We start from the raw sequence: 26,712 nt of genomic DNA on the forward strand, positions 1-26,712 counted from the left end.
TTATGGCAAGCAAAAAACAACAAAAATTAGAATTAACTTGGATAGGCAAAGGAGAAGAACGAACTCTAGAGCCTAGAATATTAATAGAGAATCCTGAATATAGTTATGGAGACCCTAATACAGAAAACCTACTGATTTGTGGAGATAACCTTTTAGCTTTAAAAGCTTTAGAACAAGACTATGCAGGAAAGATAAAGTGTATATATATAGACCCACCTTATAATACAGGTAAAGCTTTTGAATACTATGATGACAATTTAGAACATTCTTTATGGCTTAGTCTTATGAAACCTAGGATTGAAATTTTAAGAAACCTACTGACAGAGGATGGAAGTTTATTTATAAATATCGATGAAATAGAACATGCTTATTTAAAAGTACTTTGTGATGAAGTATTTGGTCGAAGAAACTATTTAGGCGACTTAATTTGGAAGAAAAGAAAAGGTGGGGGAAATGATTCAAGATATTTTGCTATTGACCATGATTACATTTTAGTTTACGCAAAAAACAATGATAAAAAAATCCATCATGAAAAATGGAGAATTCCATATGAAGGAGACTATTTAAAAAGATACAAAGAAACTGATGAAAATGGAGACAAATATTATTGGGATACTTTAGCTCGTGATGGATTGCAAAACCCAATACCGGTAGAAATTAATTGTCCAGATGGAGAAATATTGAGTATAAATTCTCAAAAATCTCAAGAGTCAGTTCTTGAAGGTTTAAAAACAGATCATATAAGATTAATAAAGAACAAAAAAAACAATTGGACTTTACACCATAGGGTTTATGTTCCACAAGCAGGAAAAGCGTTAAGAACTATATTAGATGATTCAGGAACAAATAAAACTGCTGGGGATGAAATAAAAGCTTTATTTGGAACTACTAAATCATTTGATTATCCAAAACCTGAATCCTTAATTAAAAGAATTATTGATTTAACAACTAAAAAAGGAGATATAGTATTAGATTCATTTCTAGGTTCAGGAACAACAAGTGCTGTAGCTCAAAAAATGGGTAGAAAATATATAGGCATAGAAATGGGAGACCATGCCTACACACATTGTTATCCAAGGCAAAAAATGGTTACAGATGGAGAAGATGAAGGTGGTATTACAAAAGCAGTAAATTGGCAAGGAGGTGGTGGTTTCAAATTTTATGAATTAGCCCCAAGTCTATTAAATAAAGATAAATATGATAACTGGGTAATCAGTAAAGAGTACAGCCCAGATATGTTAGCTGCTGCAATGGCTAAACAAGAAGGCTTTACTTATGCTCCAGATAAAGACAACTACTGGAAACAAGGCTATAGTGCAGAGCAAGACTTTATTTTTACTACTACACAATTTGTAACTGTAGAGCTGTTAGACCAGCTACAAGACCAATTACAACATGGAGAAAGTTTACTTATTTGTGCTAAGAAGTTTCAACCAGAATGTCATAATAAGTTCAAGAATATTGTACTTAAAAAGATACCAAAAATGTTACTAGGTAAATGTGAGTTTGGTAAAAATGATTATAGCTTAAACATCATCAATCCACCAGTATTAACCGAAGAAGAATTAGGAGATGAATAATAGTACTAGAGATTATATTATAGAACAAGCTAACCCTAGTGTAGATACTATAATAAACAGAATTAACAATAGGTTATCACTACGAGACCCTTTACGAGATTCTTTACAATTGGTGGCGTATTTGGCAGAAGAGTTAGAGCTAAAAAAAGAAGTAGATTTAAAAGCAGAATTAGACAAAGTAAAACAACGTTATCCAAGTTGTAAAGACTTTGAAAGAGACTTTGTATCTCTTTGCTTTTCCATTGCTACTGGTGTTGGAAAAACTAGGTTAATGGGTGCTTTTATTACTTATCTGTACCTAAAAAAAGGTATTCGTAATTTTTTCATCTTAGCCCCTAACCTAACTATCTATGATAAACTAATTGAAGACTTTGGTAATCCCAACTACAAAAAGTATGTATTTAAAGGTATTAGTGAGTTTGTAACCAACAGACCTGTCATAATAAATGGTGATAATTATGCTGAAAAAGGAAATCTTTTTGGAGACCAAGAAGTTAGAATCAACATTTTTAATATATCAAAATTCAATTCAGACAACAAAGTAGGAAGAGGTAAAGCAGATAAAGGCAAACCGCCAAAAATGAAACGGTTATCAGAGTATTTAGGTCAGTCTTATTGGGACTATCTTGCTGGTCTAGATGATTTAGTCATATTAATGGATGAAGCCCACAGGTACCATGCAGATGCTTCTAAAAAAGCAATTAATGAACTAAAGCCTATTCTAGGTTTAGAATTAACAGCTACTCCTTTAGATGAAAAAGGCAAAGCCTTTAAGAATGTAGTATATGAGTATAATTTAGCTCAAGCTTTAGAAGATGGTAAATATGTGAAAGCTCCTGCTATAGCAACTCGTAAAGATTTTGACAAGAAAAACCTAACACCAAAAGAGGTGGAACAGTTTAAGTTGGAGGATGCAATTTCTGTACATGAAGACACTAAAAATGAATTAGAACTCTATGCCAGAAACAATGATGTACCATTAGTAAAACCTTTTATTTTAGTTGTTTGTAAAGACATTAATCATGCTTCAGAAGTTTATAACTATATAAGCTCTAATGCTTTTTACAATGGTAAATATGAAGGAAGAGTATTGCAGATAGATTCATCTACCAAAAAAGTAGAAGAAATTGAAAGACAATTTTTGTCCTTAGAAAGTCCAGATAATGAGATTGAAATTGTAATCCATGTAAACATGTTAAAAGAAGGTTGGGATGTTACTAACCTATACACTATAGTGCCATTAAGAGCAGCCAATGCTTCTGTATTAATTGAGCAAACCATTGGAAGAGGTTTAAGACTACCTTATAATGGAAGAAGAACAGGAGTTGAAAAAGTAGATAAACTGACTGTTTTAGCACATGACAACTTCAATAGAGTTATCCAAGAAGCTAAAAATCCAGATTCTGTATTAAACAAACTAACATATATAGAGTTAGACGAAGAAGATTTAAAAACAGAGTCTACAATAGTGACTTCTGAAACTAAGATTAATGCAGAAATAAGAAGAGAACAAGCTAAAATAAATACTGTTGTTAATCCTGAAAAGAAACTAGAATTAACACATGCTTTAGAGGCTAAAAAAGCTATTGTAAATGCTATACCAACGTTTTCATCTAATGAAGGTGTTAATAGTGTAAACGACTTATCCAAACCTGAAGTTAAGCAAAAAGCTATTCAGAAAATAAAAGAGACTTTATCTAGAGGTCAGCAAAATATTTTTATGCCTCAAATAGTAGCAGAAGCAGAAGCCCAATATGATTCTGTAGTTGCTAATTTTAAAAGTCAGATTATAGAAATACCTAGAATGGACTTAGTTCTAGAAGAGGTGGAAACTTGGTTTGAAGATTTCGACTTAGATACTAACAAAGGCTTTGATTTAAACATCATGCAAGAAGAGATTTTAAGGATGGACCTAAAGGACCAAACTAAAATAGATTCTTTAGGGGTTAAACAAGGTGCATTTGTTAATGAAACTCCAGTCAATCAAGTTATAGCAGAACTTATTAACTTCCCTGAAATTGACTATGATGAAAGTGCAGACCTACTGCATAAACTGGTTACTCAAGCTTTAGAAAAGCTATCAGAAAACTTATCAGATAAAGAACAACTTCCTGTACTGATTAGACAGTACAGAAAAGTAATTGCTGGTAAAATTTATGACCAGTTAAAAATTCATTTTAAAATGAGTAACCCTGATTATGTACCACCAACAATTTTACCTTTTATAAAAATTGAAGACTGGAACTTTACTGTACCTAAAGAAAATGGCTATAAGCATTATACAGATGTAATTACACCTTTAAGTCTAGTTACAAAATATGTATATAGAGGTTTTGAGAAATCTTGTCACCCAGAGTATAAGTTTGATTCTAATACAGAAAAGGACTTTGCTTTTGTAATAGAAAATGATGCTTCTGTGTTAAAATGGTTAAGACCTGCCACCAATCAATTTAGAATTTACTGGGGAAAAAACTCTAGTAAATATGAACCTGACTTTATTGTAGAGACAGCAGACTCAATCTTCATGTGCGAACCTAAAAAAGCTAAAGATGTAGAAACTGAAGAAGTTCAATTGAAGATGAAAGCAGCTTTAAAATACTGCCAATATGCCAATGATTTCACAAGTAAAAATGAAGGTAAAACTTGGCGTTATTTATTAATCCCACATGACCAAGTTGATAAGACCTCAAGTTTTCAAAATTTGGTTAATAGATTTGAGAGAGTATCATAATGGGAAACAAAGCAACTAACACAAGTGTTCAAATTGAAACCTTAAAAGAAAGAGGTTTAAACCTTGACTATGAAGAAGCAAAAATTAAAGAATTTCTACTAGATATTGGGTACTATAGATTAGGGTTTTATTGGCATCATTTTGAAATAGATAATGACCATAATTTTGCTAAAGACAGTAAATTATCTGATGTTATTGCTCTTTACTACTTAGATGTAGACTTAAGAACGATCTTACTAAGATACTTAAATCGTATAGAAATACATTTTAGAACTAAGGTCGTTTACTATGTTTCTAATAAGTTTAAGACTTCACCTGCTTGGTTTGCTGATGACAAAATAGTGAATAACAGTTTTATTCATAATACACCATACAAGACAAGTATGCTTCATAGAGTTTACACCCCAGATTTTATAAGCAACAATAAAACATTAAAGAAACATCATCTAAATAACCCTGAAGACACCTATGCACCTGCATGGAAAGCTTTAGAGTTTTTCACTTTTGGGGTTTTACTAAACCTATTTAAAAACATTAGAGATGAGAATATAAAAAAAAGAGTGACAGAAAGTTTGGGTATTTTAAACCCTAACAAGTTTGAGAATTTAATGAGTACTGTAGTTTTAATAAGAAATATTTGTTCTCATGGAGATGTTCTTTATGACTTTAAAACACCTAGAGGGCTATCAGTTGTTCCTGGCATAAATTTTGAAGGTAGTGATAGGAGCTCTTTAAATGCTTGTATTAAAGTCATTGCATATTTGCTAGAACACATATCAGAGAACAGGAAAAATGATTTTCTAAAGGAAATAGACGACCTGTTTACAAAGAACTTCAACAATGAGACTATAAAAGAAATTATTAACGATAAGATTAATTATAAATAACTTTTTGTACCTTTGCACCAGTGCACTACTATTCATCTAATGCTTTAGTCTCTGCACTTAAAAAGAATAAAACATAAAACCCAGACTTGCTCTGGGTTTTTTATTGGAATAAATTTAAAATAACCCAACCTCTAAATAAATAGAGATTGGGTTCTACTCAACTCAAAAACCAACGATGTTTAGAATCACCATTGATAGCATTTGCCAGACCTTGAGTAAAATCAAAGGCATTGACATTTCTTGATAAAAAAGAGTCTATATAAGAGCTCTTATTAGCTCCTGTAAAGAGATTATATACATTCCAAAGGTTAATATCTCCATTATCGTTTCTACAAAAGCTATCATCTAAATAATAGTCTTTAGCTACTGTAGAAATCTGTCCATCATTAAGCATTAATTCTGGAATTAGAGTCTTTTCCTCTTTAGGTAAAAAGTTATATAATCTTGCTCTACCTATAAGCTGAGCAAATTGTTTTTCAGTAATACTCTGTTGAGATAGTTGCTTCATTTCCTGTAAATGAGATTGTGCATTATAATTCTCTATTAAGTCCATAATTTTAGACTGTAATAGAGAATAGTTACCTACTCGCATTTCATCTTGATAACCATCTGTAGAAATACATAGATTACAACACACCATATTTTGAAAACCTATAAAGAACTTAAATTTCTCATAAGTTTTTCTGTTATACAGGTTTTCTTGGTTGTAAGCCCTAACACCTCCAACAGTTAATGAAACTTCATTACCATTAATGGTTTCTGTTATAGATGGAATTCTAATGATAAATGCCATTCTTTCAAAATACTGGGTTTTCTCATGCTCTAAAAGCTCTTTTACTGGCTTGTAAATAGCATCAGCAGTTCTGCCTTTAATTTGATGAGAAACTCTAACCTCTGGAACTTCTATTGTATGATGAGAAAACACCTTACCAACACAGTCTTGAGCTATCTCTATAAACTCTTGATGCGCTAAAGTCTTTTCATTATCTTTACTGAACACAGGAATGATACAATCCTGTTTTAAAGTAGAAAGGCTAACCTCTTTTGTGTTAGCCTCTATAAATGGGTTATGTTGATATACTTTATTTTTTGAAGGTATTTGCAAAGGATGCACAATTTCAGGAATACCTTCAGGATAATTAAATACTCCATTACGTTGCTTGTTAAGCTCTGTTACTGATACTATTTCCATTTTGACTAAAATTTTGTGGGTTAACTAATTTTTCTAATAAATCTTTTTTAGCTTGATACAAAGCTTTTAATGGCAACTGAAAACTAGGATGCTCTTTGTATAGCTCCATTAACTGACTAACAGATAAGCAATCTTCTATCCTTTGTTTTACATCTTCCTCTTTTACAGGGGAAGTACACCATTCTAAAATGCGTTTTCCTGTAGAAGTATTTATCATAAATTCTGGTCTGCCAGAAAATAGATTAGTTCTGTCTTTACTCGCTATTGCAAAGTGTTTTATATCTATATCAAATACTATGGTAAATTCATAAGATACATTATCTCTTTGTACAGCTTTAAGTCCAACTTTTTCAGGAACATACTTTCCATCTTTTTGCTGTAGTACATAATCTTGTTTAGTTCTCATTGTAGCTATAACATGAGCATCACATTGTAAAATCTTATTTATAAATGCTTTTTGTCTAGGTGTAACTTTATTCCAATTAGCAAAAGAATTCCCTGGTAGTTTAGAATGAAAATCCAAGAGTTCATCCCACACTTGGGATATTGAATCTAAAATTATAACTTCCATTCCTGCTTCTTCACAAACAGTTATAGCCTCTATGAATTTCTCTGGTGTATAAGGTGGTTGCAGTGGCAGCACATTGTAGTTACCTAGATGTGCATAAAGGTCTGCTGAACCATTCTCTGTATCTATTACAGCCACTTTATCTAGTTGGTCATTAGTTAGTCCTTTAGCAAGTAAAAGAGAGCTTAAACTCTTGCCTGAACCTGATGAACCTTGTAGAGCCATTTTAATTTTTGCTTGTTGTCTTTCGGATTTTCTTAATTGCATAATCTTATGTTTTTGAAGGTTAATATTAATTGCATAAAAAAGCATCTCAATTTTTGAGATGCTAAAAGTCATTGGCGGAAAACTTCTAATAAAAGAGTACACTCTTACACTTCTTTTAGTAATAAATATGAAGTTTTATGAAAGAGTGTAAATTTTTATAAAGCTTCTAATATACTTAAGTTCAATATTAAATAATGAAATACTCTTTTATTGAAAGAATTCCGCTAATTGAAAAAGGCTACTTATTCAGTAGCCTTTTAATAAATATTAAAGAATTTGTTATTGCATAATAGATGAAATTGATTTACTTTCTTTATTTATTGATGGCTTTAGATATTTTTCAATATCAGGCTGAGTATAAACATACCCATCTTCATCTTCGTTGCTATGCAGAATCTGAGGCAGTAAATCTATTAATTTCCCTCCATCAATATCAAAGTAGTTTATTTGCATTGGTCTTCCATCAATTTTAGTTTTCACTAACTCCATAGAGAGAAACCCTAGCTCAACAAATTTTTTAATAATCTTATTGGCTCTGTCTTTTTTAATTCCGACTTCATGAAAAATTTTTTCTTTAGACCAATAGAAAGGTTTAAAATCAAAGCACTTAAATTTAACTAACAACGTAATAAAAAACACTCTTTCATCACAGGTGAAAAAGTTTGAATTATACTTCATGAAATTTAGCACATCTACCCCCATAAAGCTACTATAAGAGACTGGCATCACATTGAATTCCTCAGCTAATTCCAATGTAGAAGTATTAATAACGCATTTAGTTTGTGGACAAGGTATGACATTCACTTTATCAGACACGCCAAACTCGCCATCTTTAGTAACTTTAAAAAGCACAAATTTATCATCACTATTAGTAAAATTCTCTTCTTTTGTTAAGGTATGGTCATATAGCGAGATTTCTTTAATCCCTACATCCCTATTGGTATTTCCAAACCAACCTTCATTTTCATCAAAATCATCCTCTTTATTATTAGTATCAGACTCTGAATTAATTTTAGGACTTTTAACTGTTTCTAAAACAGTATCAATATCAAAGTCCTCTCTGTCCAATGTAGCTACTGGAAATTGATTTAAATACTCACTCTGCTCTGGTGTATAAGCAGTCTTCTCATTTTTTATTGCTTGGAATAGCTCTCCAGCAACATTTCTTTGTTCTTTCATCATTATAATGTTAAATGATTAAAAATCAAATGAACTCTTTCATTTGACATAAAGAAAACTCGGTATAAGAGCTTAATGCTCCTTTAAAATGTAGAAAACTCGGTGTTAATCAGTTGTAGTATGAGATTATTTAATAAAAACCTCTGACTGATTTCCTGCAAAGGTAATAAAAAAGTTTACATTTTTAATTTTTTTATTAAACTTTTCATTTGACTGCTCACTTTATGTTGAACTACTTTAGCATAGTGCTTTTGCGTAATAGAGATGCTTGAATGACCTAGAAGCTCAGAAACTGTTTCAATAGGAATATCATTATAAAGCAAAACTGTAGTCGCAAAAGTCTTTCTAGCTATGTGATGAGTTAATCTTTTATCAATCTCAACCAACTCAGCTATTTCTTTTAAATAAGAATTAAACTTTTGATTGCTAATCACAGGAAGTAATCTTCCTTCAGGTCTATACTTATCTAGAATTTTTGATGCAGTAGGTAACAAAGGGATTGAAACTCTAGATTTAGTTTTTTGTCTCATCATTTCAATCCAGATTCCACCATCAACCCCTTTTATTAAATGCTCTTCCTTTAAAGTTGACATTTCTTGATATGCCAATCCTGTATAACAACAGAAAATGAACATATCTTTTACTTGATTCAATCTAGCCTGTCTAAAAGTATGATTTTCGAGTTTTCCTAGTTCTTTTTGATTTAGGTAAACTACTTTACTTTCATATTTTTTAGGTTTGTAAAGAATGAATGGGTCTTTCTTCAAATAACCTTTTGCTAGTGCTAGTTTAATAATCTTTCTAACACGTTGAATACTCTTATTAATAGTAATCTGCTTTTGTTTCTTTTCAGATTTTAAGTAGAAATCAAAATCATCTAAAAAGTTTTGATTGATAGATTCTAGTAGTATATCTCCTTTCTTGTATTGAAACCTTATAAAGTTTGAAACATGGTTTCTAGCCTCTGTAAACTTGTTATAAGTAGACTTTGAATACTCAACATCTACTAGCTTCTTCATTCTATTGTTATGTAATTCAAACACCTCTAAAAGCGTTTTATTAGCCTTTACATTCTTTCCTGCATACTGTAAGTAAATATCCTCAACATCAAAACTCTCATTGTTAACTTGTAGCAACAAAAAAGCCTGATTAATTTTTTGCTTAATCAGACTTAGTTTAGTGTTAATCTCTTTAGAATTGCTATCACTAGCATTTACAATCTGTTTTTTCCTATCCCAATCTTTAGGGTCTAAAGAAATTCCAGTTGCAAACTGCTTCCTTTTTTGGTTGTAAGTAATTCTACAAAATATAGGAGCTTGATTATTTTTCTTAATCCTATTCAATGCTATAACAAAGAGGATTCTTAATTTATGGGTGTTCATTGTTTACTGTGTTTTGCGGGTATATTAAAAAAGTGATACCTCGACATTAAAAATTGATACCGAAAAGTGCACCTTTAAATGAAGATATTAAGCTAATGAAGGTTTTTACAGAAATAGAAGATAGCGTGTAAACCCTTGAATTTACTGCATAAAAAAAGAGTAACCATCTCTGATTACTCTTACTTAGTAGCGGGAACTGGACTCGAACCAGTGACCTTCGGGTTATGAGCCCGACGAGCTACCTACTGCTCTATCCCGCGATGTTAATCAAAAAACGATAATCTTAGCTCTTAACTTTCGGTTCATAATGCCGACATATCCTTTTGGGACTGCAAAGATACAACTTATTTTCAATTACCAAAGTAAATTCGAAAAAAAATGCTCAATATTTCTATTGAGCACTAAACTTTGTAATTAATCATGGCATATAATTAATCCTCTTCTTCTTCAGAATCTAGTGTTACTAGTGATCCTTTACTATTAACGTCATCTAAATCGAAGTCTACAATGTTTGGTAATTTCTCTTTTAAGGCTGCAAAATTGCCTTTAAATTGATTCTGACCTAACAGTAATGTTTTTAAATTTGTAAGTTGTGCTAACTCACTTGGTATTTCCCCGTAGAAAGCATTGTTTGATAAAACTAATTCTTCTAATCCTGCAAGCTTCCCAATTGATGATGGAATAGTGCCTAGTAACCTGTTATCAAAAACACTTAAAATCTTTAATGATTTTAAGCTTGATAAGCTAGATGGTAATTTACCTTGTAATTGATTACTACTTAACATTAATCTTTCTAACTTAGAAAGATTACCCAGAGATGATGGAATCTCACCGGTAAGATCATTATTATATAATTCTAGAGCTTTTAAATTTGCTAAACTTCCTATTCCTGCAGGTATCCCCCCGCTAAATTCATTAGAAAACAATTTGAGCTCCTCTAAATTAATCATACTAGATAAAGCATTTGGTAATTCTCCTTCTAATTTGTTGAAAGCTAGATTAAGTACTTTTAAATTTTTTAATTCTGAAATTGATTCTGGTAAATTTCCTTTTAGATTATTAAAACTTAAATTTATAGCTACAATTTGATCGTTCTCAATAGTAAGGCCGGACCAGCTTGAAACTGGTTGGTCTAAATCCCATGAGTTATTCCATGCGTCTCCATTGGTAGAATTATATAAATCTAAAAGTGCAGATTTTTGATTTTGAAATACATCAGCGAAGGAATATACTGATACTAAACAGAGTAGTAATGTTATTTTTAGTGTCTTCATGGTGGTTCATTTATGTGGAGGGACACAATAACAACACGAATATATACTCAATAAGCTTAAACAGCAAACTTATTCGATGAAATACGCAATTTAAATTAAGATTTCAAATTCTAAAACTATGAGTTAAGCTCTTATTGTTCAATGTTTTCGGCTTTAAAACTTAAAATTTCACGATTTTCAGCTTGAACTGTAATTTGAATAGGATTACAACATGTTTCACAATCTTCAATATAGCTTTGTAAGCTTTGAGAGACATCAATAAGCATTGAAATCTCTTCCCAACAGTATGGACATTGAAAAAAATACTCGTTCATACTTTATTTATAATTGAACGTTGAGTAACTCACCACTTATTTGAAGTACTTCTAATTCTGATAATTTAGCTTCAAATTTAGCTTCATTTCTGCTTAATTCTACATTTAGTAAATTAAGTTGTGCTTGTCTAAATTCAATAGAATTAACTTGACCAACTTTAAATTTCTCTTGTGTTCGTTCAAAATTATTTTCAGCGGTTAATATATTTTTTTCTTGAATGTTATAAATTTCTAATTTGTTCAAATAATTATCCCAAGCATTACTAAAGTCACGCTCTATACTTAATAAAATATTTTCTTTTTCTAATTTTTGAGTTTCTAAATTCACTTTGGCGTTTCTAACAGTTGTAATCGTAGATCCACCATCAAACAAATCCCAAGTAAAATTTAATCCACCAGACAGACCTGTATTAGTGGAAACAGCAACAAAAGATGCAGCATTATTGTTATTCTTGTTCCAACCATAGGTTCCTATTAATCCAATTGTTGGTAGGTACGCGGATTTACCAGAATTAATATCTAATGTACTTATTGCTATATTTCTTTCGGTTTGCAATAAAGCCACATTTCTAGACTTTGCCTTTTCAAATAAACTATCTTTTTGAAATTGTAAGGTAAACTCTACTTCTGTTTCTATACCGTAATCAGTTGTATAAGTTTCGCCCAAAACAAGTTTTAAATCGCGTTTCGCATTTTTAATATCTTGTTTAATATTAATGATATTGATACTATCGTTGTTAATATCAACTTCTGCATTTAAAACTTCTAATTTTGTATTCTGACCATAGTCAAATTGATATTGAGCTCTTATCAATCGATCTTTTGTAATATTTAAAGTTTCCTCTAAAGTATTTAAATTATCGGTTAGCTGGGCTACATTATAATAGACTGAAAATAATTGGATAATAGTATTCTCTATCGTTTCTCTAGCTTGAAGTTCCGATAACCTGTACTGTTCCTTTAACCGTTTATAATTATAGCGTCTGCCTAAACCATCAAAAATTGTATAGTTTAAACTGACACTAGCATTATAATTAGTACTTTCTGCTCCGTTTAATACTGTAGTTGACCCATCAGAAAATTCAGCTTCCGTATTATCTAAATTATAGGTTGCACCAGCGCTACTAGTTACGGTAGGTAAAAATTCAGTATTAAGAATGCTTTTATTATTCTCTGCCACTGTAACGGCGTTTTTTGCAATCTTAACTCCGTAATTATTTTCTAAAGCTAATGCAATAGCTTCTTCCTTGGTTAACACTTCTTGTGCTTGTACATTAAAACAGCACATTAGAAGTAGTGTAATTAATTGATATTTAGTGCTCATTTTCTTCTTGTTGTTCTTTAATTGCACGTTCTACTTCTTCTTTTGTTACTTCCTTTCCGGAAGCTAACCATTTGCTTTTAGCTTTAATGGTATTGCTAAAGGATAAAAATAATGGCAACACTAATAATGTTAATATTGTAGCATAGGCGATTCCGAAAGAAATAGAAATGGCCATTGGTTTTAAAAATTGTGCTTGTCTACTTTTTTCTAATAGTAAAGGTGCTAAACCCGCAATAGTTGTTAATGAGGTTAAGAATATAGCTCTAAACCTAGATTTTCCAGCTTCAGATAGTGCTAAATCAAAAGTCATACCTTCTTTTAAATTACTATTAAATTTACCAATGAGTACTAAACCATCATTCACCATAATACCAATCAAAGCAATAATACCTAATAAGGATAAAACATTAACCTGAAAATCTAATAACCAATGTCCCCAAGCTACTGCTGTTAAACTAAATGGAATTAGTAGTAGTAATAAAAATGGTTGAGAATAACTTCTAAACGTAAAGGCAATGGTAATATATATTAATATTAAAATAATTGGGCCTGCCAATTTTAATGAATCCGTTAGTTTACTTGCCTCACGATTTTGACCTTCATATGATGTATTAATCGTTGGATATTTAGATTGCAATTGGGGTATAAAATCTGTTTTTATATCTTCTATAATATCTGTTGCACTAGAACTCGGGTCTTTTAAATCTGCATAAACTTGAATTTCACGCTTTCCTTCTAAGTGATTAATAGCAACATCCCCTCTTGCAATGGAATAATTAGCAATATCCTTAAGAGTTACACGCTCACCTGTTGGTGTTACAATTCGCATGGCATCTAAATCGTTGATAGAGCTTCTGTTGGTTTTATCGTAACGTACCCAAACTTTAATTTCATCTTGACCACGTTGAAATCGTTGTGCTTGAGCTCCAAAGAATCCAGAACGTATCTGAGACATTACAGTTTGTAAGTCTAACCCTAACAAATAAGCGCTTTCTTTCAACTCTAAACGAATCTCTTTAATACCTGCAGGATCATTATCTCCAATATCTTTAAGTAGTGGATTTGTTTGCATGTACTTTTTAAGCTCTAGTTTAGAAGCTTTTAATTCTTCTATATTATTACTTAATAAAGACACCGATACTGGACTACCACCAAAATTTCCACCAGAACCATAAATAAGACGTTCTGTACCAATTACAGGGCCAACTAATTCTTCTAGTCGATCTGTAATTAAGTTAGATTTTATGGCGTCTGGGCGTTCTTCTCCTGGTAACAAATTAATTCTAAGTCTTGCACTAGAACTACTACTAATATCTACAATCGTATTTTCGAAGAGTTGTTTACCTGTTCCTTTTAAATATTTTTCAGTTAATTCTTGATTTACAATAAACGATTTTTCCTCTATTAAAGAAATAATAGAATCTGTGATTTTTACGTTAGTACCTGCTGGCATAACCAATTCTATATTTGCCGCATCACTTGCTACTCTAGGAAATATAGTTACTCCGATAACTCCACCACCTAGCGAACCTAATGTTAATACTAATAAAGCTATGAAAACACCAAGTGAAAACAATTTAAATCTTAAAACAAGATCTAAAATTGGTGTATAAACCCGATCTCTTAAAAAAGACATAAGCATATCACCTCCTTTATTTATATATCTCATAAAAGAGAAAAACTGCTTAATTTTTGAAGGATTCTCATCAGCCTTCTGAGCTCTCAAAGCTTTAGAATGTGCTAAATGCGCAGGTAAAATAATAAGTGCTTCAATTAAGGATACTATTAATGTTAATATAACTATAACGGCGACTTCACTAAAAAACTCTCCTATCCTACTGTCTAAAAAGAAAAATAATGAGAATGCTAAAAGTGTTGTTATAATTGCTGAAACTACAGGTGGAATAACTTCAATTGTACCATCAATAGCAGCTTGAATAGGACTCTTACCTTTTTCGTAGTGTTGGTAAATATTTTCAGCAATGACAATACCATCATCTACTAAAATACCAATAACAATAATCATCCCGAAAAGAGACAACACGTTAATAGTAACATCAAATTGAGCAGCAAACATAAACATCCCTAAAAAAGAAATAGGTAATCCGAAAGCAACCCATGCCGCTAATCGCATGTTTAAAAATATAGATAGAAATAATAATACTAACAACATACCCACAATAGCATTTTCTGTTAAGAGTTGCGTACGTTGCATAAGTGTTATGGATAAATCCCTAACAACATCTAAGCGTATATTGGAATGTTTCTGATTGTATTCTTCAATGTAAACATTAATCTTATCTGCAGAGCTAATTAAATCTTCATTATTAGTACTTGTAATTGCAATACTGACTGCTAATTCTTGATTAAAATAAGTTGCATTTGGAGTTTCTGAAAATCGATCTCTAATAATAGCGACATCTTTAAGTCGGATTACTTTTCCGTCTGAAGAAGCTCTTACTACAATATTAGAAAGCTCACTTCCGTAGTATTGTTTATTATTTGCTCTAATTAAATACTCTTCAGCATCTGTTTTTACATTACCACCGGTTACTAGAATATTAGCATTCGTTACTGCTTCTGCAACTTCGTTAAATGTAATATTGTAAGCTAATAAATCTATTTCATTTACTGCAATCTCTATTTCTTCTTCAGGAAATCCAGACAATTCTATTTGAGAAATGCCCTCTATAGCGCGTAGATCTGTTTCTACCTGGCGGGCCAATTGTTTTAAAGTTACCAAAGGAATATTTTTTCCACTAATAGCAAAAGAGATTGTTTCTCTAACAATTTCTTGTTTAGAAACCACTAAAGGTTCCATACCTGTTGGAAATGTTGGCACTCTATCTACCGCATTTTTAACTTCGAGAAGCATAAAATCGATATTCTCACCTTTTTCAATCTCTACCGTAATAGAGCCGCTATTTTCTTGCGAAGTAGATGTTACCCTATCTACTCCTCTAAGACCTTTTAAGTTATCTTCAATTTGAAGTACAATACCTTCCTCTATTTCTTGTGGAGATGCACCAGGATAAGCAATAGTAATATTTATAATCTTGGTTTCTGTAAGTGGAAAGTAAGATGATTTTAGGGATAAAAGTCCTATTATTCCGAATACAAAAAATGCTACAATTAAAATGTTGACAGCAACATGATACCTGATGAAATATTCAATTATTTTTCTCATTACGGAATAGAATCAGTATTTGTAGGGTTAGTGGCTGCCTTAACATGCATACCAGCATAAGCACCTGGTACCGGTTTTCTTAAAATTATAGTTCCATTTGGTACATTCTTTAAAACAACCTTTTCATCAGAAAAATGAACTGGCTTTACAGAAATCACATCTAATAGACTATCTCTAACGACATAAACCTCTTCGCTATCTAATAATAAGTTTCTATCTATTTCTATTGCATCTTCTACTTTTTCAGCATTAAGTTGTGCTTCAAGATACATACCTTCTTTAAGGTCATCATGTTTTACTTCAATATAAACTGTAATTGTTTGTGTAGTTGCATCAATGCTTCCATTAACACGAGACACTTTAGCTTCATATTGCTTTGTGTTATCTAAGCTCGTTAACGTTACGCTTTCTCCTTCTTTTAAAATATCTGCAAAAGATTTACTTATTGCAACTTCCATTTCATAGACAGAAGGATTAATAAACTCACCCAACTGCTGACCACTTCTAACAAAAGTTCCTTCAGTTACTAAGGCCTCTGTTAGAATCCCAGAAAAAGGGGCTATAATTCTATACTTTGTTAAACGTTGTTCTAACGTTTTTACATTGTAATAAGCGCTTACAATACCACGACCTGTTATAAAGTAATTTTCTTTCTCTTCTACAATTTCTGGTAGCTTTGGTGTGGTTTTATTTAAATTAAATCCATTTAAATAATTCTGCCATTTTTGAAATACTTCAGGGAAGTCTAATCTTAAATCTGGCATAATAGCAGCGATACTATTATATAAATCACTTTTTGCAGATTGAACGCTTGCATAATATTCAGAGGCATCTAAACGAATAAGCGTTTCTCCTTTATTAAATTTCTGACCTGGTTTAAATAATTTAGATCCCGTTTTAAAAATCCCTTGTACTTCAGAATATAATTCTACCCGTTGTTTTGCTACCAAATTACCATTTGCAGAAATCACTAATGGTATTGTTCTGTTAGTTACTGTTTCTACAAGTACAGTTTTAATAACCTTTGGTATAATAGGCTTAGGTTTGTGCTTATTATCGATTAGATAATTAGCTACTAAAAATGCACCAATAATTAATGCAACTCCTATAACGGATAAAATAATTTTTCTCAACATAAAGCAAATAGTCGTAAGTATTTTACAAAACTAACTTTATAGTGAAGTGCTAACGTTAAAATAATCTTAATACTTAAGAAGAAAACTTATCTAAATCTGCCTGTACTTGTTCCCAATCATTTAGTAATTTATCTAATGATTTTTTCTTTATTTGATAAGCATCGAAAAATTTAGGATTTGAAGCCGTCTTATCATAATCTGAAGCAAGTTTTGCATCATCAGTTTTGATGTCTTTTTCAAGTTGATTTATCTTAGATTCAATGTTACTCAACTTATTATTTAAAGATTTTAATTTCTTTTGGTCTTCGTAACTCTGCTTATTACTTTCTTTAGGTTTATTTGCAACTACAGTTCTTTTTTCTGCTTCTCTTAAATTTTCAAGATTACGTTGTTCTAAATAAAAATCAATATCACCTAAATATTGCTTAATATTCTGATCCTTAAATTCGTAAACCGTATCTGTTAAACCTTGAAGAAAATCTCTATCGTGAGATACTAAAATTAAAGTCCCTTCAAAATTCTGTAAAGCTATTTTTAATACATTCTTAGATTTGATATCTAAGTGATTGGTTGGCTCATCCATGATAAGCACATTTAAAGGTTGCAACAATAATTTAGCCAAAGCTAAACGGTTACGTTCGCCACCAGAAAGTACTCTGACATACTTTTCAGCCTCTGACCCTCTAAATAAAAAGGATCCTAAAATATCTCTAACCTTACTTCTATTGGTTTCATTAGCAGCATCAATCATGGTATCTAAAACGGTTTTATTTCCGTCTAAATATTCTGCTTGATTCTGTGCAAAATACCCAATCTGCACATTATGTCCTAAATTTAAATTTCCTTCGTGCTCAATATCTCCAACAATAATCTTAGCTAGTGTTGACTTCCCCTGACCATTCTGACCAACAAAGGCCGTTTTCATATCTCTAGGTACAGATAAATTTACGTTATGTAAAACCTGTAAATCACCATATTTTTTTGAAATATTATCAATTTCAACCACTACTTTTCCTGGTGTAACAGAAACAGGAAAGTTTAACGTCATTACACTATTATCATCTTCATCAACTTCAATACGATCAATCTTATCTAATTTTTTTATTAAAGATTGTGCCATTGTTGCTTTAGAAGCTTTAGCTCTAAATTTCTCAATTAACTTTTCAGTCTGTTGAATTTGTTTTTCTTGATTTTTTTGAGCTGCTAATTGTTGCGTTTTCATTTCCTTACGTAGCACTAAAAACTGTGAGTAAGGCTTACTATAATCATAAATACGGCCTAATGAAATTTCAATAGTACGATTGGTTACATTATCTAAAAACATTTTATCGTGAGATACAATTACAACGGCACCATTATACCCTTTTAAGAAATTCTCTAACCAAATAATAGATTCTATATCTAAGTGATTGGTTGGCTCATCTAATAAAAGCAAATCATTATTCTGTAGAAGAAGCTTTGCTAATTCGATACGCATTCTCCATCCTCCCGAAAATGTATCGGTAAGTTTATCAAAATCTTCACGTTTAAATCCTAAACCTTGAAGGATTTTTTCCGTTTCTCCTTGATAGTTATAACCTCCTAGTATTTCGTATTGATGCTGAACATCGTTTAAATCGATCATTAATTGATGATACAATTCACTTTCGTAATCTGTACGTTCTGCTAATTGAATGTTAATCTCTTCAAGTTTAGCCTCACATTCTTTTATTTCTTTAAATGCTTCGTAAGATTCTTCTAGAACGGTCTTCCCTAAATCGAAATCAATATCTTGTTTTAAAAAACCAATTCTCATATCCTTATCAGCAGCAATCTGACCTGTATCTGGCTCTTGTTCTTTAGATAAAATTTTAAGCATGGTCGATTTACCAGCTCCATTTTTACCAATTAAACCGATACGGTCACCAGGCCCCAGTTTAAAGGTGATTTCTTCAAATAAATATTCTCCTTGAAATGATATAGAAAGATTGTGAATGTTTAGCATAAGTTTTATAAATAATTCAATTGCTTTTTGAGTTACAATTGTTACAATGTGTCAGCAATAAAATTTTATCTTTGCCTTGTTTTAAAAAACGTAAAAATAAAGGTTTTAGTTATGATTAGAAAAGGAATGAAACTTTATAGTATTCTTTTTGGGGCTTGCCCTAAATGCCATCAAGAATCAATGTACATCAATAAAAATCCTTATGCGCTTTCAGATGTTATTAAAATGCATAAAGAATGTTCTCATTGCCATACAAAATACGAAATAGAACCTTCTTTTTTCTATGGCTCAATGTACGTCAGTTATGCTGTAGCTGTAGCATTCGCTGTAGCTGCTTTCATTATTACCTTTGTTATTTTAGAACTTTCGTTAACAGCTGCTTTTGTTGCTATTATAGTCACACTGATAGGATTTATGCCTATCATTATGAGATTATCTCGTAATATATGGATTAACATTTTTATGAGTTATAACGAAGATCTAGTTGAAAAATCTGTTACAAAAGAGAAACACGCTTAATTAAGCGAAGCGAGAAATATTAATTTCTTCATCTAAATCCTCTTCTTTCTCAATAAATCTAAATAATTGATTAGCAACATAAGGTGCAATCATGACGCCTCTTGTTCCTAAACCATTAAGTACATAAAGATTTTTATATTCTGAATGTCTGCCTACTAGAGGTCTCCGGTCTTTTACAGTTGGTCTTACACCAGCAATGTGATCTACAATTTGAAAATCACAAGTAATAAAGGTTTTTAATTTTGAAATCAATTCCTCTTTAGCCAAATCAGTAGGCGTATTTGTTTTATCTTCATTATTATAAGTTGCCCCAACATTATACAAATCATCACCTAACGGAATAACGAATACTGATGATTTTATAGCATAATCAATTTTTAAATTTGGGGCTTTTACGGTAAGTATTTCACCTTTAGAACCTGCAAGTGGGATGTTATGAAAATAAGGATTCTTCTTTACTCCAAATCCTTCTGCAAATACAATCTGTTTTGTTTTTATGTTTTCATAATGAATGGCTTCTTCTTCAAACTGTATCTTATCATGAATAAAAGAAGCTCCAATAAAACTATTATTAGCTATTAAAAAATGTCTATAATTTGTAATAAGTGTTTCTGTATCTAAACGTCCTGCATGCAAAACTTCACCGAATCCAAAGTTAGCATCCACAAAAGGATTGTTGTTTTTAACAAGGTTAGTAGATAGATAAGGCTCTAATAGTGGTTTATCTGAAGCACTAAACCATTTATTTTGTTCTTGAATAGAAGTAAAACGTCTTAAAATAGGTAACTTATAATCGAATTTTATTTTTAAATCGTTCTCTATTTTAGCATAAAGTGGTGCTGCTAAAGCTAATTGCTCTTTTGCTTTCCAAACGGCTGAAAAACGTTTTAAAATAACAGGGTTATATAGTCCTGCGGCAACAATTGAAGACTTCTGCGATTGATTATCAAACACCACAAAAGTTTTATTATTAGCTCTTAATACCTCACAAAATGAAATGCTAGCTAGTCCGCAGCCCACAACAATATAATCTACTTCTTTCATAGTTACAAAAGTAAATAAATGTCAGTCATTTTGAATAGAGGTGAGAATCTAATTTTTAATTACGCATAAAAAAATTAAATTTATCGAGAAATAGAGGTAATAAAAAACGCCCACTTAAAAAGTGAGCGTTTATATATCTTATGTTATAGCCAATTAGTAGCTCCACATATCTTGTTCAAAGTTTCTGATTTTATCCTTGATACGTTCAGATTCTAAAAGTTGCATTAATGCATTTTCAGCAACGTACTCTTTAACTTCTCTATCACCATAAACATTTTCTTCTTTATAGATAAAAGAACTAAAACGTCTACTATTTAATAAGTGATCGAAAGATAAAGGCACAGCACTATTCTTATTATTGAATGCTTTAGCATCATGAAGAATATCTCTTATTTCTGGATAAAATATCCAAAATAAACCGATAGGTTCTTTATTAGCTTCATCATCAGAGTCAATAAAATTAACATCTGGTGCAGCAGGAGCGATACCTAAAATACGATACTTTAATTCACCTTGACGCTTATCAAAATACCATAATCCTTTAATTAAATAAGAATTAATATCTGCAGGCCCGATCTCTCTACGAATAACATATTCTTCAGGGATTAGAGACGTATCAGAAACACCTTCAGCATTCATCCAATCGATTCCTTGATCTGTTATTTCTTCTTTTCTTAAAGAAGGAGCCAAATCCTCCATAGTACGTTCTTCAGTAAAGTATGCATCAGCATATACCTTTGGTATAGTGCCATTGGCAACACCTTCCTTTATAACCATATATAAAGATTTTCTATCCTCACCTAAATTTTCTTCTATAGGAAAATATAAAGGAAAGTTAGCACGTTCATCTAAAACAATCTTTTCCCAAGTCATTTTAGAAAATAAGATATCTCTATCTCCGACATATCCATACTCTAAAGGCTTGTCGTTATCTAGAAGTAACTGCGCTTCAGTTTTCATACCAATTTCTTCTGGTATTTTTGCATTTAGGAGATTAGCTTGAGCAAACATACTGTTTACGGCTAAAACACCTATTCCTATACATAAAAAGCTTTTTAAATTCATCTTATTATTTATTATAATTTGGGATTTTCTTTTAGAGCTATAAACTAATTAAACAATTAGTTAGTTACCTCTACTGTTATAGGAGATACACCTTTTAAATTATAGCTAGAATTACCTTGAATTTTTGCTTTAATATTAAAAATTGTAACGACATCACCTTTACGAGCTCTACCTATTGCAGATTTTGCTTGACTATTCATTTTAGTACCTGCAACATTTACTGTTGGTTGACCAGGAACCTTAACTTGAAATGATGTTACGTTAATTGGTAAATCGAATACAAAATCATCTAATGCAGCACCAATAGTACCAATTTCTAGGTTACGTTTAGGCAATTTAACCATGCCATCTTTCCCTGAAATCGTACCTGTAGGCTTAGGAATATCTTTAATTCTAAAGGTTTTCTTATCATTAGCTGGAGAACCATCATCTAAAGTTGCTGATACACTAATAGTAACTTCTTTTCCTGTTCCTGGATTCATCACATAGCTACCACCACCTTTTGAAGAAAGACCTGCACCTGTAGCTCTAACTTTATTATCTGGAACACCAGCAAAAGAAATAGTCATTGGGTTAGCAACACCACGATAAACAACGTTCATCTTATCTGCAGAAATAGTTGCAGAATTTGGTCTTGGTACTACTACGTATTGACCTGTAAAATCGATTGGTAAATCTTGACCTTTCTCTGAAAAAGTAAACTGACCATTAATATCATGTTCACCAACATTACCAACTTTAAATTCGATACGTGCAGCTCCTGTAGAGTCAATTGCATTTTCTCTATTTAAATCTAATTCGTTATCTCCAACTTTTAATTTTGTTGGGATTACGTTAGCATACTTACCAAGAACAACTCTACCTGTAAATGTTTCACCTGCAAAAAAAGCATTTTTATCTGGAATTACAATAGCTGTATAGTTCTTCAAAGATGTTACTTCATCTACTGTGTTACCTAAAAACACATTGTAAAGGTTAGCTTCAGTACTTTTAATATCATTCTGCATAGCCGTAAGCTTAGTATATGATGCTACAGCTGGAAAATTCTTAAAATTATACTCTAACCAACTTTGGTTATTACCGTCCTTGTCTTTCATTTCAGCAGTAGTAAAACGGGCTTCAAGTGTTTCTTTCGCTGGATTAAAAGCTACATCTTCACCTAAAACATTTCTAATATCTGATTTATACTTTTCAATTCTAGCAACAAACGCATCACCATCTTTTGTTAAACGGTCACCAGTAAACCACGCTTCATCTAATACAGTACCCTTATCCATCTTTTCAGCTGGCAATAGTCCTTTTTCTTTATACTCTTCTGCATATCCGCCTTTGTCCAAAATCATTTTCTTTTGAACTTCTAAAAACGTGTAAAATTCATCAGATAAAGAACTGATCTTTTTCGCATTATTATACGTTACACCAAATTCATTTGGTTTTTCTTCAGCTTGTTTTTCTAAACCTTTTAATAAGGTTGTATTTGAATTTACGGCTAATTCATTTGCATTTTCAAATTTCTTATCAAAAAGACTAAATGCTGATAATATTTCTTTACTTGCAGTCATTGCAATCATTGCAATAAATACCAAATACATCAGATTAATCATTTTTTGCCTTGCGGACTGTTTTCCTCCTGCCATTTCTAACTAGTTTTTAATATTAATAATTTGATTATAAAAACTAATTAGTTTTTGTTCATTGCAGTTAACATACCTCCGTAAACACCATTTAAAGATGATAAGTTAGATGCTAATGATTGCATTTGTTCTTTTAATTTAGTTGCATTTTCTACAGCTTCTTCATTAATTGCAGCGTGACGGTTAGCAGATTCAACTTGTACTTTATAAAGACTATTTAAAGACTCCATTTGAGCAGCAGCTAAAGACATTTCTTCACTATATTTCTTTTGAGAAGCCATTGAGTCTACAGTAGGAGAAATTCCTTTTGCAGCACCTTCAAAGTTTTTAATACTATCACCTAAGCTAGCCATAAGTGCTCCATCAATTTTAGCATCTTTTAATAAGTTATCTAATTTTTTAGATAACATTCCATCTACTTCTGTAGGCGCTTCTACTTGTTTTTTACCACCTAACGACTGACCTCCTGCTAATTCAGGGTATACTAAAGACCAGTCTAAATCATCTCCTTGCTTTTCGAATGCAGATATAATAAATACAAGTGCTTCAACAACCATTCCTAATGTAAGAATAGCAGAACCGTACGGCCAGTGTTGAATTTTGAATAATGCTCCAACAATTACAATTGCAGCTCCTAGTCCATAGACCATATTCATTGTTGATAGTTTCTTTTTTGCCATGATTTTAGTTTTTGTTTTCAAATGAGCTTGGTTAATTAATACTCATTTTGGATTAATATTTAAGTTAAAGTTAAGTTTAATTAGTTAGTTGCTGCATTTTTAGTTACTTCTACTCCCATGTAATCTTGTACAGTACGGAAACCGATATAACTTCTTGCAGAATCAGCATATTCATAATCTCTTGAGCTTACTTGTAAGTAATAAGCAACATCTTTCCAAGAGCCACCTCTTACAACTTTACGTGCATTATCAGGATCATTTACATTTGGATTTATTGATGAAGCATATTCGTATGAAGATGGATCATAAGAACCATTTACCCATTCTGAAACGTTACCAGCCATGTTGTATAAGTTGAAATCATTTGGATCGTAAGAATCAGCTTCTACAGTATATAATGCTTGATCTGCTGCATAATCACCTCTCATAGGCTTAAAGTTAGCCATAAAACAACCTCTGTCATTTTTAGTATAAGGTCCTCCCCAAGGATAAGTTGCTCCTTGTAAGCCACCACGAGCTGCATATTCCCATTCTGCTTCTGATGGTAATCTGTAAGAGTTTACAGCTTGTTGTCCTCTTTTCTTTCTATCGGCATTATGGTATAATGTTCTCCATTGACAAAAAGCTTGAGCTTGTTTCCAAGACACACCTACTACAGGATAATCTCCATAAGCATCATGCCAGAAATAATCATTATGCATTGGCTCGTTGTAAGAGTAAGCGAAATCTCTAATCCAAGCTGTGGTGTCTGGGTAAATCTCAACTTCTTGTTGAACAACAACCTCTGAACGTTTAAGACCTCTATTTTTAGCTGCCTTTTGAATGTCCATATAAGTATACTGAAATTTAAATTGCTTTACATCCCAAGTACGTTGACCATTATAAGACTCTTCTAATGGCAAATACATTCCATCCATTACCTCTGCATATAATTCATCTGGATAATCGTTAGTATCAAATAATAACTCTGCATCGCGATTAATTTTTCTCTGCTCGTTACCATAAGTGTTAACCATGTAACTTTCATAAGCATTAAGATTTTCTGGATCAGAATCTACATAAGCAAACTCTCCGATATCTCCATTTCCAGGCGTCTTACCTTCTAAGTCTGCCATTTCAGCTAACTTTAAGCGTAGCGTTGAATCTCTAACCCATTCTACAAATTGACGATACTCGCTATTTGTGATTTCTGTTTCGTCCATATAAAAAGCACGAACTGTTGCCGTCCTTGTTGGTGCATCTTGTACGCCAGCTAAATCATCATCTGACTTACCCATTATAAATGCTCCACCAGGCACCAACGTCATCCCATAAGGCTTTTCTGGATGCCATTTCTTACCTTGCACACCCACTAACTGTCCTCGATCTCCAGAATTACAACTGGCTACCATAACTAGTACTGTGGTTAATAAAATAAACTTCTTAATATTCATAGTAACTCTAGGTTAAATTAGTCCTTATTATTTTTGAGGTCGTAAACATATTTATATATTTCCGAATAAACAACTTTTTTTAAATATTTTTTACACTTTACCCTAAAAATAAGTATTTCATCGATTAAAAAAGTGTTAAAATCCGATAAAGCGCTCATTTTAAAAGCTATTCTTGCGGTAGGCCTTATACCAACGTTCAGGTATTTCACCCTGAGTTGCGTGCACATAGTCTAAATGCATGCATGGTAATAACGTATGCTTTTTTAATTTATTATTAACATTTGGCAAAAATGGAATCTCGATCCACCAACGTCCCGTTTTTAAACTTTTGAAAAATATTAACTCATCTTCTTCTACTAATACGTTATATTTTTGGTAATGATTTTCATTATGAAAATCATCATCCTTAACTCGGCAGTTAACCCCTTCAATAAAATACCAGATCATCTGAGCCACTAACATTGATGTGGCGCTGTCGTTTTTAGACCCTTGGTATTCATAAATCCCGAATGAAGATACTTTATTACTTATACCTGCATATCTGCTTATAGCGCAAATCTCTTTACCTGAAAACCCATTAGGGGAATACTTTTGATTCTCACTAACCTCTGATGCTCGAACGGACTTTAAATCTAAAGAAACAATGTGTGCATCCCTCATTAAAGGTTCTACCTTACTGATATCTCCAGAGATTTCACCTAAACGATAGGCCTCAAAGTACAACTTTTCTAGGAGATCTATTTCTTCTTGGGAGTTAAAATAGGTTTGATACCCAATTGTAGTGTAATTAAAAAGATTATAAGGTTCTTCTACAATAACTTTACCGACGTAACTATTGTTTCTAATAGGTAAATTAGCGTCTCCGAGATCGAAATTTGTATCTACGCTAACAACATTTACCATTGGCATTAGTTCATCGTAAGCACGATAGTTAGCGTAAGTTAAATCTTGACTTCCTCCTAGGATAATAGGAATAACTCTTTTCTCTACTAGGTTTGTAATAGCTGTTCGAATAGCAAAATAAGTATCTTCGACAGTTTCACCTGGTTCTATATCTCCTAAATCGGCAAGCGTAGTATGCCAATTTCCCGGAAACAATGTATAAAGTGTTTTTCGAATAGTATCGAAATTAATAGGCGCCCCCATATAATTGACGTCATTTCTACTTTCTAGAACACCTATAATAGCCATTTGCACACCTTCTAAATCAGGTATTCCATGCTGGCGAGAATGGACCTTTATTTTTTTTCCTAGCGCTTGTTGTACAGTAAGTTGATTATGAGCTAAAACTGCGTCTGATACTGGCGTGAGAAAACTAAAATTCATATTCAA

Annotated in this window: 20 protein-coding genes and 1 tRNA gene; 4 read left to right on the plus strand and 17 right to left on the minus strand. The window is 31.8% G+C overall.

Going from position 1 to position 26,712, the window contains the following annotated elements; genetic code table 11:
- Positions 1–2: 2 nt before the first annotated feature.
- Genes HM985_RS00805 through HM985_RS00815 form a run of 3 tightly spaced genes read left to right on the plus strand, consistent with a single transcriptional unit; the run spans position 3 to position 5,198 of the window.
- Positions 3–1,580, plus strand: a complete 1,578-nt coding sequence (locus HM985_RS00805) for a site-specific DNA-methyltransferase (RefSeq protein ID WP_179374411.1) — start codon at positions 3–5, stop codon at positions 1,578–1,580.
- The gene (locus tag HM985_RS00810; protein ID WP_179374412.1) at positions 1,573–4,311 is read left to right on the plus strand and encodes a DEAD/DEAH box helicase; all 2,739 of its coding nucleotides are present in this window, start codon (positions 1,573–1,575) and stop codon (positions 4,309–4,311) included. Before HM985_RS00805 ends, HM985_RS00810 begins: the two co-directional genes overlap by 8 nt.
- A complete protein-coding gene (locus tag HM985_RS00815; protein ID WP_179374413.1) occupies positions 4,311–5,198 on the plus strand; it encodes an Abi family protein in 888 nt (295 codons plus the stop codon). Before HM985_RS00810 ends, HM985_RS00815 begins: the two co-directional genes overlap by 1 nt.
- 157 nt (positions 5,199–5,355) lie before the next feature.
- Here HM985_RS00815 and HM985_RS00820 read toward each other — a convergent pair whose 3' ends face one another.
- From HM985_RS00820 to HM985_RS00870, 11 genes are all read right to left on the minus strand, one after another.
- On the minus strand, positions 5,356–6,390 hold the full coding sequence (locus HM985_RS00820) for a DUF3871 family protein (protein ID WP_179374414.1): 1,035 nt from the start codon (positions 6,388–6,390) through the stop codon (positions 5,356–5,358).
- Complete coding sequence (locus tag HM985_RS00825; protein WP_179374415.1) at positions 6,362–7,225, minus strand: AAA family ATPase; 864 nt, start codon at positions 7,223–7,225, stop codon at positions 6,362–6,364. Before HM985_RS00825 ends, HM985_RS00820 begins: the two co-directional genes overlap by 29 nt.
- Before the next feature lie 279 nt (positions 7,226–7,504).
- The gene (locus tag HM985_RS00830; RefSeq protein ID WP_179374416.1) at positions 7,505–8,404 is read right to left on the minus strand and encodes a hypothetical protein; all 900 of its coding nucleotides are present in this window, start codon (positions 8,402–8,404) and stop codon (positions 7,505–7,507) included.
- A gap of 176 nt (positions 8,405–8,580) precedes the next feature.
- On the minus strand, positions 8,581–9,786 hold the full coding sequence (locus tag HM985_RS00835) for a site-specific integrase (RefSeq protein ID WP_179374417.1): 1,206 nt from the start codon (positions 9,784–9,786) through the stop codon (positions 8,581–8,583).
- A gap of 187 nt (positions 9,787–9,973) precedes the next feature.
- Positions 9,974–10,046, minus strand: a tRNA-Met gene (locus HM985_RS00840).
- A gap of 171 nt (positions 10,047–10,217) precedes the next feature.
- Positions 10,218–11,060, minus strand: a complete 843-nt coding sequence (locus tag HM985_RS00845; protein ID WP_179374418.1) for a leucine-rich repeat domain-containing protein — start codon at positions 11,058–11,060, stop codon at positions 10,218–10,220.
- A 131-nt stretch (positions 11,061–11,191) separates the two neighbouring features.
- Entirely contained in the window at positions 11,192–11,374 is a 183-nt protein-coding gene (locus tag HM985_RS00850) for a CPXCG motif-containing cysteine-rich protein (protein WP_179374419.1), read from the minus strand.
- Between the two features lie 7 nt (positions 11,375–11,381).
- Positions 11,382–12,698, minus strand: coding sequence for a TolC family protein (locus HM985_RS00855; RefSeq protein WP_179374420.1), 1,317 nt, complete (start codon positions 12,696–12,698; stop codon positions 11,382–11,384).
- Entirely contained in the window at positions 12,688–15,885 is a 3,198-nt protein-coding gene (locus tag HM985_RS00860) for an efflux RND transporter permease subunit (RefSeq protein ID WP_179374421.1), read from the minus strand. The genes HM985_RS00855 and HM985_RS00860 overlap by 11 nt, the downstream gene beginning before the upstream one ends.
- Positions 15,885–17,018, minus strand: coding sequence for an efflux RND transporter periplasmic adaptor subunit (locus HM985_RS00865; protein WP_179374930.1), 1,134 nt, complete (start codon positions 17,016–17,018; stop codon positions 15,885–15,887). The genes HM985_RS00860 and HM985_RS00865 overlap by 1 nt, the downstream gene beginning before the upstream one ends.
- A gap of 76 nt (positions 17,019–17,094) precedes the next feature.
- Positions 17,095–19,005 (minus strand): ABC-F family ATP-binding cassette domain-containing protein, encoded by a 1,911-nt coding sequence (locus HM985_RS00870; RefSeq protein ID WP_179374422.1) that lies wholly within the window; start codon positions 19,003–19,005, stop codon positions 17,095–17,097.
- A 111-nt stretch (positions 19,006–19,116) separates the two neighbouring features.
- Here HM985_RS00870 and HM985_RS00875 point away from each other — a divergent pair, with 111 nt between their 5' ends.
- Positions 19,117–19,524 (plus strand): DUF983 domain-containing protein, encoded by a 408-nt coding sequence (locus tag HM985_RS00875; RefSeq protein ID WP_179374423.1) that lies wholly within the window; start codon positions 19,117–19,119, stop codon positions 19,522–19,524.
- Here HM985_RS00875 and HM985_RS00880 read toward each other — a convergent pair whose 3' ends face one another.
- The 6 genes from HM985_RS00880 to HM985_RS00905 all read right to left on the minus strand — a co-directional run bounded on the left by HM985_RS00880 (position 19,525) and on the right by HM985_RS00905 (position 26,706).
- Positions 19,525–20,568, minus strand: coding sequence for an NAD(P)/FAD-dependent oxidoreductase (locus tag HM985_RS00880; RefSeq protein WP_179374424.1), 1,044 nt, complete (start codon positions 20,566–20,568; stop codon positions 19,525–19,527). It abuts the gene before it with no gap.
- 153 nt (positions 20,569–20,721) lie between these two features.
- A complete protein-coding gene (porN, locus tag HM985_RS00885) occupies positions 20,722–21,633 on the minus strand; it encodes a type IX secretion system ring subunit PorN/GldN (RefSeq protein WP_179374425.1) in 912 nt (303 codons plus the stop codon).
- Between the two features lie 56 nt (positions 21,634–21,689).
- Positions 21,690–23,270: a type IX secretion system motor protein PorM/GldM gene (porM, locus tag HM985_RS00890; protein ID WP_179374426.1), complete on the minus strand. Its 1,581-nt coding sequence runs from the start codon at positions 23,268–23,270 to the stop codon at positions 21,690–21,692.
- A gap of 44 nt (positions 23,271–23,314) precedes the next feature.
- Positions 23,315–23,947: a type IX secretion system motor protein PorL/GldL gene (gene porL, locus HM985_RS00895; protein ID WP_179374427.1), complete on the minus strand. Its 633-nt coding sequence runs from the start codon at positions 23,945–23,947 to the stop codon at positions 23,315–23,317.
- Between the two features lie 80 nt (positions 23,948–24,027).
- Positions 24,028–25,374, minus strand: a complete 1,347-nt coding sequence (gene porK, locus HM985_RS00900) for a type IX secretion system lipoprotein PorK/GldK (RefSeq protein WP_449489489.1) — start codon at positions 25,372–25,374, stop codon at positions 24,028–24,030.
- A 165-nt stretch (positions 25,375–25,539) separates the two neighbouring features.
- Entirely contained in the window at positions 25,540–26,706 is a 1,167-nt protein-coding gene (locus tag HM985_RS00905; protein WP_179374429.1) for a formimidoylglutamase, read from the minus strand.
- Positions 26,707–26,712: the final 6 nt, after the last annotated feature.

It is taken from the genome of Winogradskyella wichelsiae (assembly GCF_013403925.1).
Classification (GTDB): domain Bacteria; phylum Bacteroidota; class Bacteroidia; order Flavobacteriales; family Flavobacteriaceae; genus Winogradskyella; species Winogradskyella wichelsiae.

Bases quoted from the DNA above. Each gene is read 5' to 3' on its own strand.
- HM985_RS00880 (WP_179374424.1), bottom strand. From the start codon at position 20,568: ATGAAAGAAGTAGATTATATTGTTGTGGGCTGCGGACTAGCTAGCATT.
- porL (WP_179374427.1), bottom strand. From the start codon at position 23,947: ATGGCAAAAAAGAAACTATCAACAATGAATATGGTCTATGGACTAGGA.
- HM985_RS00805 (WP_179374411.1), top strand. From the start codon at position 3: ATGGCAAGCAAAAAACAACAAAAATTAGAATTAACTTGGATAGGCAAA.
- HM985_RS00830 (WP_179374416.1), bottom strand. From the start codon at position 8,404: ATGAAAGAACAAAGAAATGTTGCTGGAGAGCTATTCCAAGCAATAAAA.
- HM985_RS00845 (WP_179374418.1), bottom strand. From the start codon at position 11,060: ATGAAGACACTAAAAATAACATTACTACTCTGTTTAGTATCAGTATAT.
- HM985_RS00815 (WP_179374413.1), top strand. From the start codon at position 4,311: ATGGGAAACAAAGCAACTAACACAAGTGTTCAAATTGAAACCTTAAAA.
- HM985_RS00850 (WP_179374419.1), bottom strand. From the start codon at position 11,374: ATGAACGAGTATTTTTTTCAATGTCCATACTGTTGGGAAGAGATTTCA.
- HM985_RS00860 (WP_179374421.1), bottom strand. From the start codon at position 15,885: ATGAGAAAAATAATTGAATATTTCATCAGGTATCATGTTGCTGTCAAC.
- HM985_RS00825 (WP_179374415.1), bottom strand. From the start codon at position 7,225: ATGCAATTAAGAAAATCCGAAAGACAACAAGCAAAAATTAAAATGGCT.
- HM985_RS00835 (WP_179374417.1), bottom strand. From the start codon at position 9,786: ATGAACACCCATAAATTAAGAATCCTCTTTGTTATAGCATTGAATAGG.
- HM985_RS00870 (WP_179374422.1), bottom strand. From the start codon at position 19,005: ATGCTAAACATTCACAATCTTTCTATATCATTTCAAGGAGAATATTTA.
- HM985_RS00875 (WP_179374423.1), top strand. From the start codon at position 19,117: ATGATTAGAAAAGGAATGAAACTTTATAGTATTCTTTTTGGGGCTTGC.
- HM985_RS00905 (WP_179374429.1), bottom strand. From the start codon at position 26,706: ATGAATTTTAGTTTTCTCACGCCAGTATCAGACGCAGTTTTAGCTCAT.
- porM (WP_179374426.1), bottom strand. From the start codon at position 23,270: ATGGCAGGAGGAAAACAGTCCGCAAGGCAAAAAATGATTAATCTGATG.
- HM985_RS00855 (WP_179374420.1), bottom strand. From the start codon at position 12,698: ATGAGCACTAAATATCAATTAATTACACTACTTCTAATGTGCTGTTTT.
- HM985_RS00810 (WP_179374412.1), top strand. From the start codon at position 1,573: ATGAATAATAGTACTAGAGATTATATTATAGAACAAGCTAACCCTAGT.
- porN (WP_179374425.1), bottom strand. From the start codon at position 21,633: ATGAATTTAAAAAGCTTTTTATGTATAGGAATAGGTGTTTTAGCCGTA.
- HM985_RS00820 (WP_179374414.1), bottom strand. From the start codon at position 6,390: ATGGAAATAGTATCAGTAACAGAGCTTAACAAGCAACGTAATGGAGTA.